The organism is Luxibacter massiliensis (genome assembly GCF_900604355.1).
Lineage (GTDB): Bacteria > Bacillota > Clostridia > Lachnospirales > Lachnospiraceae > Luxibacter > Luxibacter massiliensis.
This window is the reverse complement of sequence record NZ_UWOE01000001.1, coordinates 269,123-284,105: the sequence shown is the minus strand read 5'-3', so window position 1 is coordinate 284,105 and position 14,983 is coordinate 269,123. Positions and strand designations below refer to the sequence as shown.

Below are 14,983 nucleotides of genomic sequence, written 5' to 3'. Positions count from 1 at the left end.
TTTTAGCAACAACACATAGACTAACAGGTAGTCTCCCTACCTATATTTCTTTACTAGCAATGTGGCATTATGTCCCCCAAATCCCAAAGAATTTGTCAGCACATAATTTACATCCTTTTCTACCGGCGCCCCAACTGCATAGTTCAAATCACATTCAGAATCTGTCTGTAATGTTCCCATCGTCTGATGTATGTACCCATCCAGAATGGCTTTTACACAGACAATAAACTCAACGCCCCCTGCTGCCCCCAGAAGATGGCCGATCATAGACTTTGTAGAATTAATGACAACATTCTCTGCTTCTTTCTGCAGGGCATATTTGACTGCCCTTGTCTCGAACAGGTCGTTATGGTGTGTACCCGTGCCATGAGCATTGATATAATCTATCTGCCTTGGGGATACTCCAGCCTCCTCCATTGCCAGCTTCATCGCCATGCCTGCCCCTTCACCATTCTCTTGAGGAGACGTAATATGGTATGCATCTCCCGTGGAACCATATCCCGCCAGCTCCGCATATATCTCCGCGCCTCTGGCTTTTGCATGCTCCAGTTCCTCCAAAACTACTACTCCTGCCCCCTCGCCAAGTACAAACCCATCCCGGTCCTTATCAAAAGGTATGGATGCCCGCATAGGATCCCCTGATAAGGAAAGTGCCGTGAGGCCGGCAAAGCCTGCCACTCCTGTAGGGCAAATACAGCTCTCTGTACCTCCTGCAACCATGATGTCCGCATCATCATACTGAATAGCACGAAAGGCATCACCTATACAATTTGTCCCCGAAGCACAGGCAGTAACTACATTTGTACATTTCCCCTTCAGTCCTAGCTGTATAGAGACATTTCCTGCAGCCATATTTGAAATCATCAACGGCACCATCAATGGGTTTACGCGGCTGGGCCCTTTTTCCAGAATTTTACTATAGTTTTGTTCCACTGCCTGAAGGCTTCCAATTCCAGACCCTATAATAACACCGGCACGATAAGCATCTTCATGTTCCATATTAATGCCTGCATCCAAAAATGCCTCCTTTGCCGCTGCAACAGCATACTGAGAAAATGTCTCCATACGTCTGGCCGCCTTAAAATCCATCCGTTCCTTTGCAATAAACCCCTTCACTTCTGCTGCTATACGTACTTTATAATCGGTTGTGTCAAATTTAGTGATAGGCCCAATTCCCACCTTGCCAGCACGGATACTATCCCAAAATTCTTTAACTGTATTGCCGATTGGTGTCACTGCACCCATTCCCGTTACTACCACTCGTCTTTTCATTTTAACTCCATTCTGCCGCTGGCTTATGCGGCATCTCTTTCTTCATTTACATCGCCATACCGCCATCTATGCAGAGTACCTGCCCGGTTATATATCCCGCCTGGTCAGACGCCAAAAATGCTGCCGCTGCTGCAATTTCCTCCGGCTCCCCAAACCTTCCCACTGGTATCATTGATATAACTCCCTCTTTTACCCTCTCGGGAAGCACCTCTGTCATTTCTGTATGGACGAAGCCGGGAGCAATTGCATTGACCGTCACGCCCCGTGGCGCCAATTCCCGGGCAGCAGACTTTGTAAGTCCGATTACCCCTGCCTTTGAGGCAGAATAATTTGCCTGCCCCGCATTCCCCATAACTCCCGAAACAGAGGATAGGTTAATGATTCTTCCGCTTCTCTGCTTAATCATTTGCCGGGAAGCAAAACGGATACAGTTAAAAGTCCCCTTTAGATTTATATCAATTACAGTATCAAATTCTTCCTCTGACATTTTCATAATAAGTCCATCTCTTGTAATTCCTGCATTATTCACCAGAATATCCAGCTTGCCAAATTGTCCGATAATTTTTTTTATAAAGTCCTCACAAGACTGGAAATCAGACACATCACACTGGTATATATGCGCCCTGCCGCCATTCTTTTCTACTAAGTCCTTAACCTCAGCGGCCCTGTCAGCGGAGCCATTATAATTGACAATAACCTCTGCTCCGTCTGCCGCTAATTTCAGGGCTATTGCCCTGCCAATCCCTCTGGATGCGCCAGTAACAACAGCAATCTTTCCATCTAACATAATTTACTAACCACCTTATCTATATCTTCCCATGTTCCCACGTTATACACTACGGCCTCTTTATTAATTTTCTTTATAAACCCAGCTAATGTGCGGCCTGGCCCTACCTCAACAAAGGTTTCAACCCCGGCCTTTATCATATTCTCTACACTCTGCTCCCAGAAAACAGACGAAGCAACCTGCCGGATCAACAACTCCTTTGTCTCACCGACATCTTCCACAAATTTTGCTGTAACATTCGTTACATACGGTATTTTAAGAGACGAAAATTCCACGGAATCTAAAACTTCTCCTAATTTCACCCCTGCTCCCTCAAGTAGCGGAGAATGAAAAGGGCCGCTGACATTCAAGGGCAAGACTCTTTTTGCGCCTTTTTCCTTAAGTATCTCCCCGGCCTTCTCTATATCCTCTTTCCATCCTGTGATAACAGTCTGCCCCGGACAATTATAGTTGGCAATGTAGGCTCCCTTCATCCCATCAAGCACAGTTTTTATTTTTTCAGCAGACAGGCCAAGTACAGCAGACATTGCGCCCTTGCCGTCTGGTACTGCATTCTGCATTAAAATTCCTCTCTGCCGCACAGCTATAACAGCATCCTGCCTACTCATCCCTCCTGCCATGGAAATTGCACAATACTCCCCCAAGCTCAGTCCCGCAGTGACATCCGGCAGAAGGCCCTTTTCCCCCAGTACCTCTGCCATGGCCAGACAGGCCGTTACTAGAGCTGCCTGTGTGTACTCCGTCCGATCCAGCAAATCATTTTCTTCAAAGCATAATGCTTTCATATCTATATTCAGCAGCCTGGAAGCTTCATCGAAAACCGCCGCCGCTTTTTCACTATGTTCATAAAAATCTTTTCCCATTCCTACTTTCTGCGCGCCCTGTCCGGGAAAAATAAATGCGGTCTTACTCATAAAATCCTTCCCCCCCAATCAGACTGTCCGTCCCCTTTACAAGCCTTTCTATCAGTTCCCTGCAGGAAAGTTCCTCTTTCACCATCCCTGCAATCTGCCCAGCCATGACACTTCCATTTATTACGTCCCCATCAACCACGGCCTTTCTTAATCCTCCCAGAGTAAGAAGTTCCAATTCCTCAAAGGAAGCACCCTCCTGCTCTTTTTTCAAGTAATCCTTTGTCATCTGATTGCGGAGGGCACGTACAGGGTGTCCTGTGGATCGGCCAGTCACCCGTGAATCAATATCCCTTGCTTTTAAAATACATTTTTTGTAATTTTCATGGACAGCCGATTCCTTTGTAACCACAAAATGAGTCCCCATCTGTACTCCCTGGGCGCCCAGCATAAATGCTGCAGCAATCCCTCTTCCGTCTGCAATTCCGCCTGCGGCAATAACCGGAACATTCACTGCATCCACTACCTGGGGCACTAACACCATTGTCGTATTCTCGCCTATATGCCCGCCTGCCTCAGTGCCTTCAGCTACCAATGCATCTGCGCCGCAGCGCTCCATCCTTTTTGCAAGCGCCACAGAGGCAACGACAGGAACTACCTTTACCCCAGCATCTTTCCACATTTTCATATATTTTTCAGGGGAACCAGCGCCTGTAGTAACAACTTTTACCCCTTCTTCTACAATAACTTCTGCCACTGCGTCCGCATAGGGACTCATCAGCATAATATTTACCCCAAACGGCTTATCTGTCAGTTTCTTTGCCTCTTTTATCTGTTGCCGTACCCAGTCAGCCGGTGCACTTGCCGCACCTATCAGTCCAAGTCCGCCGGCCTCTGATACGGCGGCTGCAAGATGATACTCAGCAACCCATGCCATTCCACCCTGGACAATCGGATATTCAGTTCCTAAGATTTCGGTTACTTTTGTTTTCATACTAACAACCTTTCTATACAAATCATATACTTATTGATGTGCCTCTAAATACTTTACAACATCGCCGATAGTCGCAATCTGCTCCAAATCCTCAGATGGGATTTCCACACCAAATTCTTCTTCAAATGCCATCACTACCTCAAATAAATCCAGTGAATCTGCTGACAAATCATCTTTAAAAGATGTTGCCTCTGTAAGTGTGCTGATTTCTGCTCCCAATGAATCTGCTACAATCTCTTTTACTTTTTCTAACATTTTTCTTAATTCCTTTCTTAAATAAATATCTATGTAATCCGGCTTTACCAGGAATTACCTTATTCTTTACCATTCCAGATATATGGCCCCCCAGGATAACCCTGCGCCAAACCCGGCCATAACCAGCTTATTTCCCTCTTTCAACATCCCTTTTTTATTCATCTCATCCAGAAGAATTGGGATACTGGCAGAAGAAGTATTTCCGTACTCTTCCATGTTCATGGGGAACTTGTTTATATCTTCCCCTAAGCGCTTAGCCACTGCCTCCACAATTCTTTTATTTGCCTGATGGAGAATAAAATAATCTATCTGCGGCAGCTTTATGCCAGCCTCATCCACTGCTTCTAAAATCACCTCAGGAACGCGCCTGACTGCAAACTTAAAGACAGCCTGCCCATCCATTTTCATAAAGAAATCCACATCATCTCTTTCAGAATCCTGCGCATTACAGCATCTGCTCTTACAAGTAAGGGCATTTCCCAGCGTGCCTGCTGAACAAGTTATAGGGCGATAGAATTCTCCCTGCTGCGCCTTCATCACACAGGCTCCGGCGCCATCCCCAAATAAAATACAGGTTCCTCTATCTTTCCAATTAACTACATTCGAAAGGCTCTCTGCACCGATAATCAAAATGGTCTTGTAAATCCCAGCATGAATATACGCCTGTGCTGTATTATAGGCAAATAGAAATCCCGTACAGGCTGCATTCAAATCAAACCCAGTGGCATTGACCGCCCCCAGCTCTTTCTGAACTTCACACGCAGTGCAGGGAAGCAGCACCTGCGAGGTAAAAGTCGACACAAGAATTAAATCAAGTTCTTCAGCCGCTGTGCCACTATCTTCAAGCGCCTCTTTAGACGCATAGACAGCCATTGAGACCGTTGTGTCCTCCTCTATAATATGCCTCCTAATGATCCCAGTTCTTGCTTGGATCCACTCATCATTTGTATCTACAATCCTAGATAAATCATGATTATCCAGAATGTGCTCTGGCACATATGAGCCAGTTCCGCAAATCTTTCCTACCATATTAATTCTCCACTATTAATTCTATACAAAAATATTTTGTTTTTCAAATACTTTGATTATCAAAGTATATCACAGTATTTATTTTTGTCAAGAAAAAAAGAGAGCTTACGCCCTCTTTTGTAGTCTTTTCTAAGTTCATGCCCTATAAAAAGCCTGACAAAACTTTTTATAGTGTAGAACAAACAAAAAGCGCAAAGTATCCTGATCAAAATAGATACTTTACGCTGCCATAAATTATATGCGGAAGAAGAGACTTGAACTCTCACAGGATAAACTCCCACTAGAACCTGAATCTAGCGCGTCTGCCATTCCGCCACTTCCGCTCGACAAATGGAATTATATCATAAACAATCTCTTTTTGTAAACCCCTATTTTTAAATTCTTTAAAGTTTAAAATGCACTGCATATCTGCATGGCATGCACGCCCCGTTTTCAGGTAGGCCTGGCTTCCTATTGCTTTATACCGACTCGCCCTAACCTCTTTAGCTCCCCCAAAACCGCAGCGTGCATTTCACAAATTAATATCCTTAATAACTTCTCCCCTTAAGTCATCAATATAGCTGCGCAATTGCCCCGTAAGTTTCTGGCCTACGGTCTCTTAAATATACAACCTCATTTTCTCTGTAAAAAGCAACTTCCTCCAAATCAATTGTACAAGTCAGAAGCGCTTCCTCATACATTGGTGCCTCCGCGAGTTTTTTGCCTCTCGGGTTAAAGATTTTATTATCCCCAAACATCTGGCAGCTCCCTTCCGTGCCCACACGGTTAATGCCAGCCACAAAGCAGCCATTTTCCAATGCACGAGATGCAAAGTAAATATCCCACATATCTTTATCCCAAATAGGGAATGCGCTTGGGCACAGGATTAATTCTGCCCCTTTAAGAGTAAGGATCCTGGATACCTCTGGAAATCCCCCGTCATAACAAATCATCATACCTACATTTCCAAACTCAGTCTTAAAAACTGGATAATCGCACCCCGCCCTAAACCAGAAACGCTCTCCTGCCCACAGATGTGTCTTATTATATGTCCCCATCAAAGCCCCATCTTTTCCAACCATAATCAACCCATTATAGAGCACACCTGGCATCTCACCTTTCAACACTATTGGAGCTGCAATATACATCTGGCACTTTTTTGCTTTTTCACTCAATAGTTTGAAGGTCTCCCCGTCAGGTTCCTCTGCCAGATCTAAATATTTTCCTTTTATTAAATCGGGACTATACCCTGTGGTACACATTTCTGGGAAACATATTATATCAACATTTTTACTAGATGCCTCCTCTAAGTACTCTGACATTTTATTTAGATTTTTTTCTTTATCCATCAGCACACAATCCATCTGGACAAGTCCAACTGTCACATTTCTGCTCATAAGCCTCTCCTTCTCCTTTAATATATATGTACAAGTGATACTCATGGGAATATTCTCCATGTATTACTCTATCCACCTCTTCCAGAGACAGATTTCCTATGCTATATCCCAGCTTATAAATCATATATCCAACCAGTGAATTTAAGATATTGACCTATTTTTTTCACTCACCTTTGACCATATAAAATGAACCAGAAATGCAGCCAGTATACCATCAATACTCGGAACAGTTGTGATGCTGAATGAAGTATATGTAGTGACAAATGATAGGACAGATCCAACTACCCAGGCAGTACACGCGGGAATTTCAATACTCTTAACTTCCCCCGCTAATTCCTCTCTATATCTGGATTTATGGAAAAAGTAATAGTCAGAAGCCAAAACACCGCCCATAGGTGGAATCAGGACACCCAGATAATTTAAAAAACTGGTGATATTTTCTGCAATACCAGTTAAGGCCAGCAAGATTCCAATAATACCAGAAATAATTGTAATTTGGTATTTCTTCATTTTTTTAAATACTACGGCGAACCCCAGGGCCGCACAATACAAGTTATTGTCATTGGAAGTCCACTGAGCCAGCATCAGAACCAAAAGAGCCGCAAATCCCCAGCCTAACTTTAACATAATATCAATAATATCTGCCGTTCCTGTCACCTGGGCCATCACACAGCCAACAACCAGCATCATAGGCACTACAATGGCAAATGCAAAAATGGAGGCTAGCACTGTATCTTTAGGTGATTTTGCATATCTGGAGACGTCCGGTGCGACTACTGCACCAACAATGAAAGAAGCAATCGCACTTGAAATACCATATCCGATTGAAATTGCCTCACCAGCAGCTTGAAACTCTACAATTTCGCCCACGCTGTACCCCTGCATTACTTTAACAACTGAGGCCAGAAGCAAAATAATCAAAAGCGGAACTGCAATTTTACTCAGTAAATCCAAACTTTTATACCCAAATGTAGATGTCAGTATCATTAAAATGCCGCCCACAATAATACATAGTATAGTTGGCAAAACCAGTCCCGTGGCCATCTTAATGGTAGTGCTCACAGTCTCTCCAAACAACCCCAGCTGGACTCCGAACCAGCCATAGGAGCCAAATGCCTGTATCAGCGCAATAATGATAATAGCAGCTTTTCCAAATGTAAAAGAACTGATCATTGCTGTAGATAAATGAGTATGTGCTCCAATCACGCCGCATACTGAAGTGACAATAGCCAACACCACTCCCCCTATAAATGCAGCCAGGGTTGCCTGCTTAAAGCTTAACCCATTCCCCAGTGCACCCCCGATTACAATCATTCCCAGATTAATACCTACCCCAGCCCATATTAGTCCCATTGAAAGCCAGTTATAGGTCTTTTCTTCTGGTACAGAAGATGTGGCATAATCGTTGAGAACACTCACCTTCTCTTTTTCCATTTTTACCCGCTCCCTTCTCTCATTCGATAAAAAGCTCTCTGTTTACAAAAAGCTGCACCTTCCTTTTGGTACAGCTTATCTGCTTTTTATCTCATTTTTTGTTGTTAAAAATATACCACACCTTTCATTTTTCATCATCATTCGTTGCGCACAAAATTCCGCATTCCTGTTTGGGCGTGCCGCCTACAGCCTTTTCAGGCTCTGTACCTACGTATTTTAAATGCCATGGTAAGCATAAAAATAACTTCATGGTCGCTTAAATTATATCCTGTAATCTCCTCGATCTGTGCCAAGCGATAAATCAGTGTATTCCTATGCAAAAATAATTTATTAGCCGTTTCCTTGCGTGCCCCTCCGTTTTCTGTCAATACCTCAAGAGTGTCCAGCAGGCAGCTGTCATGATTTTTATCATACTCTTCCAGGCGGTCCAGGATATTTTTGCTGAATCTTTGGAAATTCTCTTGCCTTCCCATTTCGAGAAAAATCTGATCCACCTGTAAGTCCTCAATAAAAAAAACCTGTGCTTTCTTACCACCCTTTTTCCCTATCTCTACCGCTTCCTGGCCTTCCTCATATGCTGGCCCAAACTGCCTAAAGCAAGTAATAACAGAGGATGCTCCTGTAGTCACGCTCAAGGCAAATTTACTGTCTAATTTTTTGTAAACTTCTTCCATTACCTCGACAATATCTGTTTTGCCCGCCTTTACCGGTAAAAGGCAGTAAAATCTGTCACTCAAGTTCGTGACAAAAAATCCCCTCATATGCTTTTGTAATGCGCCTTTATATTCTCCTAAAATGCTATTCTTAATATCCTGGATTTCCCCTTCATTCCTGCCCTTAACAAACTCCTCAAAGCCATTGATATCGGAGATTATCATACGGCAGGGAAGAGGCTCCCATCCCAGGCCCTGCGCTCTGTTTTGTGCCTCCTCTTCGGACAGGATATTCTGGTTGATTAAATCCAGAAAAAATTGTGTCTCCTGATAAAATCCCCTTTCTTCGATAATTCCCTTATTGGTAAATTCTAATGCCGTATGTACAGCGGCCTGTCTTACGGCAATCTGCATCATCTCTGTAAGCTGCCCCTGTTTCCCCAATACATATAGATACCCTTGGCATTTATCCCTTACATTAATGGGGCACACCATAATTTCAAAATCGGTATCAAGCGGCAAAGGCCCCCTCTCGCCTCTGTATACACGCCTTTTTCTTAGGACTGGCTTGAGAAATATAACACCATTTTCATTTCTCTCCATCCACTTTTCCCGGCTCCCGCCATCTCCTAAATAAAAGCTAAGCACTTCACAATTTTGATACGTAATCACCACATCACACTGCAGCAGGCTTCCCAGAGCCTGGCAGATGGAATCAAAGCTGCCTCCCTCTATTTGAAGTTTCATAAACCTTTCGTTCATTCTTTTTGTAAATTCTAATTTTACATTTTGGTCATCCACAATCCGCTTCATTAAGGGGTTAGTAACATCTATAAACGCAACCTCTGCAGGTATAATAATTACCGGCACTCCCAGCTTATCTGCCAAACGCAATACATTGGCTGGGATATCCCCCAGAAATCTGGTTTTAAGCGCAATCCCTGCCGCTTTTACATTATATAACCCCTGAATAATCCTGGTCAGAGCCTTTTCGTCATCCTTTATCACATATGCAGTCGTAATTAAAAGCTCATTTTTCTTAAGCCATGGCAGAATATTGGGCACCTCCATTGTATCAATGCAACAAATTACATTGTCCAAACCTGCCTCCCCTGCTATTAAACGGCATTTTTTCAGCGGATTTATCTCCAACGCCTCTCTAACCGTAATCCCCATCAGCACCACACCTCTTTATACTCTATTAACAATCACGTATGGCTAATATGTTACGATAAGATTTTGGAAAAGTCAAACTTTGCAAAAGGGTCTGTCCCTTTTGCAAAGGGGACTGTCCCCTTTGCTCTCCATTGTCAGAATATTCCAAAAATAACGATGCCTCCATAGCCGTATGGCTATGGGGGCATCGTTTATTTTATATTTTCTATTAACTCTTCTTAATAAATGTGGCACTGCATTTTGGGCAGCGTACTTCTATCTTTCCTTTTCCCCGGGGTATCCGTATTTTCTGTCCGCAGCCAGGGCATTTATAGATATGATATGTTTTCCTCTGGGTCCACATATTTTTCTGTCTCTGGAAGAAACTCCGGATTTTGTACGTTTTTGCCAGGAATGCCTGATTCTCTGCATACCGTTTGCTTACATTCCTTGAAAACATCCTAAAATAGCAGTATATAATCAACACCCATCCTAAAACATAGCACACTGTCCCTATGATTTCACCAGCAAATATGGAAGAAAGCAGAACCACAATTAATCCCGCAGCCAATAAAAATTTTGAGAGGAAATCCACCCCATATCTGCCCTGCATAAACCGTATTAGTTTTTCTTTCATGATCATCACCCTCACTTTATCTACATGAGAGATATTTTCCTCTGTTTTCCCCATATTGTCAATAAACCGCGTATTAAATATATATAAACTTTACGGAATTTCCCCCTGGAATAAAATACCGCCCCGCTTTTATGGCATAAAAATCCATTTACCGTCCAGGGACAAACGGCCTGCACTCCCTGTGGCTTTTATATCTCTACATGTGTAATGCCTCCGCTTACTTAAAAAGCTACTCTTCATTCAGTATATTTTTGCATACATCGTCAGAAATTAAATATACGATTCTGGAATCATTCAGCATCACATATCTGTTTCCATTTGCATCCTCCCCTCCAATATACAGTTTCAGTATTTTCTCCTCATCGTCTTCTGTGTATGTGGCCTCAACTTCTATTCGGCTGCCCTCATCCAGTCCATATCCGGGCAAATCCTTATCCTCCACAGAATAGTCCGCAGCCTCACTCAATGTTACGGCTCCAAGTCCCCCTGCTACAGCGGCGATATTCTCCGAATCTTCATCATTTTCTGAATCATAAGTTGTATCTGTGCCATTTCTGCTGATTACTTCCTTTTTTAAATTCCCACTCCCAATATTCGGATAAGTATCCAACTGAGCCATGTCATCCAGGCTATACTGCAGATCATCGGCATAACTACTGGCCACTGTATAAACCCTCTGGCTGTCATTGACCGTAACATAATAGCTTTCTCCCGTCATATCCCCAAAATAGACAGACGTCTCTGTACCGTCGCTGCCAGTCAGCACTACCGTATAGACAGGATCCTCTAAACCGTAATCTTTAAGGGAGTCTCCGTCCTTTAACTCCCGCTCTGCTTTCAGACGCCCGAAATCAGATACAATTTGTTCAATATAACTTTGGGCCAGAGGAAAATCTTTATCCTGGGTATATACCCAAGCATCCCCTTCCTTCTCAAAATTCATTTCACCGTTTCCAGCATCATACTTAACCCCCACTATATCAGAAGTATCTGTAGCATAAACAGCCTCTGCTTCTTCCTGCTCCTGCGCTTTTTTCTCCTGCCCTTTATTCCAGGACTGTAGTCCAAAATAAATTGCTAGCAGTACAAGTAAAATTCCAATCAGTACTGTCAATACTTTAATTTTTTTCTTCTCCATCATCCTGCCCTCCTGCTTTTAGGCCTTTCTTCTTCTGTACCAGACAGCAAATCCAGACACCAAAACCAGCAGTGGAATCCCAAAAATGACAAGCAGGCTGAACATCCCTGCATGCTGCACAGTATTGTACTCTGTGGCCAGGCTTTTTGGTTCAATCGAAACATTTTGTACACCATCAAAATTACTGCTCACAGCATTCATAAATAATGTGGTATTTTCCAGCTGTGGAAATGTATCTGTAATCTGGGAATCAATGATACTCCCTGCAGATATAACTGTCAGCCTGCTTTTTACAGCATTGGCTGCTTCCTCCCCATCTGTACTGTCTTCTGAAGCTGATTCCGCGTCCGTCTGGGCACTCTCGTCCTCTGTCGCCCCACTATCCTCTGCAGAAGAACTATCCACAGTCTCTTCAGCCACCGCCCCAAGAGTATAATTCCCCTGTGTCTGTGCATCTTCTGTTACAGCATACGCACTGTCCGAAGATGACATAAATGCTTCTGCCGTAATGGTATCTCTGGCGGTATCCACCAAGTTCATTCCCCTTGCATTCCCCAGCAATACCATTTGAGAATCAATTCCCTGGGCCATATCCCCATATACAGAAAGTGTTGGGAAAATATAATAATAATTACCCTGGTAGCATCTCTCAGGATCTGCAATGTATCCGGGAACTTCTTCCATTCCATACTGCTTCATCACGGCGGCTATGTTCGGCAAATCCGCCGTACTGGTCTCTCCCAGTATGAGCATGACCTTTCCGCCTCCTGCCAGATAATTCTCTACAGCATTCCTCTCGTCATCTGACAAATCCTTTGCGGGCGCATACATAAGAAGCAGGTCACACTCTTCGGGGATCTCTGCGTTCATGACCAAATTCAGCTCGCTGACCGTATAGTTATTTTTACTCATCAGGTCTGTCACTGTACTGGACAGAGTCCCTTCCCCATGGCCTGTGGTCCTAAAAATATTCTTGTTTACATCATTTATTACATAATTCACTGCACTTGTAAGCTGGCCCTCGCCGTCAAATTCAGACTCGGACACGCTTCCCGTGTAATAATAGGAAGAAGCGTCCACCACAATAATATCATCAAAAGAAACGATTGTACTCTTTCCAGTCTCCTCACAAGAAATTACAATGCTGTTTTCCGTTGTATCATATTCAGTCAAAGCTGACGGGTGCAGAACTGGGTCAATCCACTTAACTGACAGTTTTCCCGAAAGCGCTGCATACTTACTTAGGAATGTCTTGATTCTGTCGTCTGTCCCCTCCTTCTCCGCCAATACAGTAAATGTAATATCTTTATCTAAATCTTTTAAAATTTCCCTGCTCTTATCGGATATTTCATAAATTTTAGTGCTGCTCACATCAATATTCCTGAATTTCTCTGGCAGCTGTCCAAAAATCATATTAGCAGCCACAATAATCGCTATAATAATGACAGTCATCCCAACACTATACGTACCACTTTTTGTCCCCGTTGTTTTGAACAATTTCTTTATATTCTGCACAATCCGGTCCTCCTAACTCCAACGTCTTTTCTGAATTGCCTGCACTGTCAGGAAAATAAATATTGCTATAACAGACAGGTAAAGAATAATTCCGCTTACATCCACAATACTGCTTGACGTAATATCCGTAAAAACATTGGCCAACGCCAGATTCCCCAGGAACTTGGTTAAAATATTTTCAAACAGGCTGGATTTAAGAATATATGTAACAACACACGCAGCTACTCCTATGAGTTCTATCCCGCCGCTGATTACCCAGTTGCCTGTCATGCTCTGTATGTAGGCAGCTGCAAGAGTGAGAAGAATGATAATCCCAAACACTCCGCTGATCGCAGAACTGGGCAGGAAGGATAAAATCCCATCCCATAGATATAATACAAGCAAAACGCCGAAAGAGGTTATAAAGGCAATAATCTGGCTCTCTGTCAGGGCAGATAAAAACATTCCAATAGCGATATATACACACCCTAAAAGGAAAAATACGCCAATGGAAATATAATCCACTTTTAGATATGATATCCCCTGCATTTTAATTATAAGGGGAAAGATACAAAAGATCAGATTAGGTACTGCAAGCACTGAAACCATTGCCAGATATTTTCCTGCAACAATTTTAGACAGGCTCACAGGAGCCGTCAGCAAAAGCTGGTCTGTCTTATTTTTTCTCTCCTCCGAAAAACTTTTCATAGTTATCAGGGGTATGCCTACCAGGAATACGATCAAAGACCCGGACAGTGTATAGGAAAAATACGGATATCCCGCATTCAGGTTATATGCCATAAAATAAATTCCGGTAAAAGCTACCAGAAAAGCAATAAAAACGCATCCTACCATGGACTGGAAGTATGATTTTAGTTCTCTTTTATAAATTGCCGCCATCTTTTTCATCCTCCCTATTCTTTATTCCAGATACCCCTTTAGAAGAATCTCCCTGTGTAAGTTCCAGGAAAATCTCTTCCAGGCTCGCCCGGTTGATCTTAAGTGTTATAAGAGGACATTTTCTCTCTGCAAATGCAAAGAAAATCCTTTCTCTGACGTCTTCCTTGTCATTCGCTTCTATCTCTGCAGATACAATCCCTTCATCTTTTTCCTCGGCCTTAAAAGAAGAAATCCCATCCACTGCTTTCAAGACCTCTCTTACCTGCGCCAAATCTGCCCTGGCCTCAACTTCTATAGTTTCCAGGCCATCCATAAGATGCTCCAGGTTATCAGGCGTATCGCTTGCCACAAGCCTGCCGCGGGAAATAATCATAATATAATCACAGACTTCCCGTACTTCTGCCAGGATATGTGAACTTAAAATCACCGTATGTTCCTCTGCCAGCTTACGGATCAGTTCTCTGATTTCAATAATTTGTTTTGGATCCAGTCCTACAGTCGGCTCGTCAAGTATAATGATATCAGGGAACCCAAGCACTGCCTGGGCAAGTCCTACCCTCTGCCGGTACCCTTTTGACAAATTCCGAATCAGCCTTCCGCTCACATCCTTCAGTTTTGCCAGATTTAAAGCCTGATCTATGTCAGTTTCTCTGCTTTTTTTAGGCAATCCCTTTAATTCCGCGGCAAACCTAAGATATTCTATCACTGTCATTTCTGTGTACAGCGGGGGGAGTTCAGGCAAATATCCTATATATTTCTTTGCCTCTTCCGGTTCACGCAAAATGTCATGCCCATTAATAAGCACCTCCCCTTCTGTGGCTCCCAGATATCCCGTCATAATGTTCATGGTTGTGGATTTCCCTGCGCCATTTGGGCCCAAAAAGCCATAGACCTTTCCTTTTTCAATCTTGAAATTCAGATGGTCTATGGCCGTATGGTTCCCGTATTTCTTCACTAAATTCTTTACCTCAATCAAGTCCCTACCTCCCGGTTTCATTTTTCTGCCAA

14 protein-coding genes and 1 tRNA gene are annotated in these 14,983 nt (G+C 43.2%); all 15 read right to left on the bottom strand.

Annotated features, from left to right (window positions below; all coding sequences use genetic code 11):
* Positions 1–36 precede the first annotated feature (36 nt).
* Positions 37–1,272 carry a beta-ketoacyl-ACP synthase II gene (gene fabF, locus EFA47_RS01395; RefSeq protein ID WP_122641683.1) on the bottom strand — a complete coding sequence of 412 codons (1,236 nt, stop codon included), beginning with the start codon at positions 1,270–1,272 and terminating at the stop codon, positions 37–39.
* Between the two features lie 46 nt (positions 1,273–1,318).
* Positions 1,319–2,059 (bottom strand): 3-oxoacyl-[acyl-carrier-protein] reductase, encoded by a 741-nt coding sequence (gene fabG, locus EFA47_RS01390; protein ID WP_122641682.1) that lies wholly within the window; start codon positions 2,057–2,059, stop codon positions 1,319–1,321.
* On the bottom strand, positions 2,053–2,973 hold the full coding sequence (gene fabD / locus EFA47_RS01385; RefSeq protein WP_122641681.1) for an ACP S-malonyltransferase: 921 nt from the start codon (positions 2,971–2,973) through the stop codon (positions 2,053–2,055). Before fabD ends, fabG begins: the two co-directional genes overlap by 7 nt.
* Positions 2,966–3,904, bottom strand: a complete 939-nt coding sequence (gene fabK, locus EFA47_RS01380) for an enoyl-[acyl-carrier-protein] reductase FabK (protein WP_122641680.1) — start codon at positions 3,902–3,904, stop codon at positions 2,966–2,968. The genes fabD and fabK overlap by 8 nt, the downstream gene beginning before the upstream one ends.
* 30 nt (positions 3,905–3,934) lie before the next feature.
* Positions 3,935–4,159, bottom strand: a complete 225-nt coding sequence (locus tag EFA47_RS01375) for an acyl carrier protein (protein WP_122641679.1) — start codon at positions 4,157–4,159, stop codon at positions 3,935–3,937.
* A gap of 66 nt (positions 4,160–4,225) precedes the next feature.
* Entirely contained in the window at positions 4,226–5,188 is a 963-nt protein-coding gene (locus EFA47_RS01370) for a beta-ketoacyl-ACP synthase III (RefSeq protein WP_122641678.1), read from the bottom strand.
* A gap of 239 nt (positions 5,189–5,427) precedes the next feature.
* Positions 5,428–5,511 (bottom strand) — tRNA-Leu (locus EFA47_RS01365).
* Positions 5,512–5,739: 228 nt separating this feature from the next.
* Positions 5,740–6,564, bottom strand: a complete 825-nt coding sequence (locus EFA47_RS01360) for a nitrilase-related carbon-nitrogen hydrolase (RefSeq protein ID WP_164689900.1) — start codon at positions 6,562–6,564, stop codon at positions 5,740–5,742.
* Positions 6,565–6,705: 141 nt separating this feature from the next.
* Positions 6,706–7,998 (bottom strand): cytosine permease, encoded by a 1,293-nt coding sequence (locus tag EFA47_RS01355; RefSeq protein ID WP_122641676.1) that lies wholly within the window; start codon positions 7,996–7,998, stop codon positions 6,706–6,708.
* Positions 7,999–8,192: 194 nt separating this feature from the next.
* The gene (locus tag EFA47_RS01350) at positions 8,193–9,827 is read right to left on the bottom strand and encodes a PucR family transcriptional regulator (protein WP_122641675.1); all 1,635 of its coding nucleotides are present in this window, start codon (positions 9,825–9,827) and stop codon (positions 8,193–8,195) included.
* A 208-nt stretch (positions 9,828–10,035) separates the two neighbouring features.
* Positions 10,036–10,443: a zinc ribbon domain-containing protein gene (locus EFA47_RS01345; protein WP_122644357.1), complete on the bottom strand. Its 408-nt coding sequence runs from the start codon at positions 10,441–10,443 to the stop codon at positions 10,036–10,038.
* 229 nt (positions 10,444–10,672) lie between these two features.
* Entirely contained in the window at positions 10,673–11,584 is a 912-nt protein-coding gene (locus EFA47_RS01340; RefSeq protein ID WP_306438853.1) for a DUF4340 domain-containing protein, read from the bottom strand.
* Between the two features lie 15 nt (positions 11,585–11,599).
* Positions 11,600–13,096, bottom strand: a complete 1,497-nt coding sequence (locus tag EFA47_RS01335) for a GldG family protein (protein ID WP_122641674.1) — start codon at positions 13,094–13,096, stop codon at positions 11,600–11,602.
* A gap of 12 nt (positions 13,097–13,108) precedes the next feature.
* A complete protein-coding gene (locus tag EFA47_RS01330; RefSeq protein ID WP_122641673.1) occupies positions 13,109–13,975 on the bottom strand; it encodes an ABC transporter permease subunit in 867 nt (288 codons plus the stop codon).
* Positions 13,959–14,951: an ABC transporter ATP-binding protein gene (locus tag EFA47_RS01325; protein ID WP_122641672.1), complete on the bottom strand. Its 993-nt coding sequence runs from the start codon at positions 14,949–14,951 to the stop codon at positions 13,959–13,961. Before EFA47_RS01325 ends, EFA47_RS01330 begins: the two co-directional genes overlap by 17 nt.
* Between the last annotated feature and the right edge of the window lie 32 nt (positions 14,952–14,983).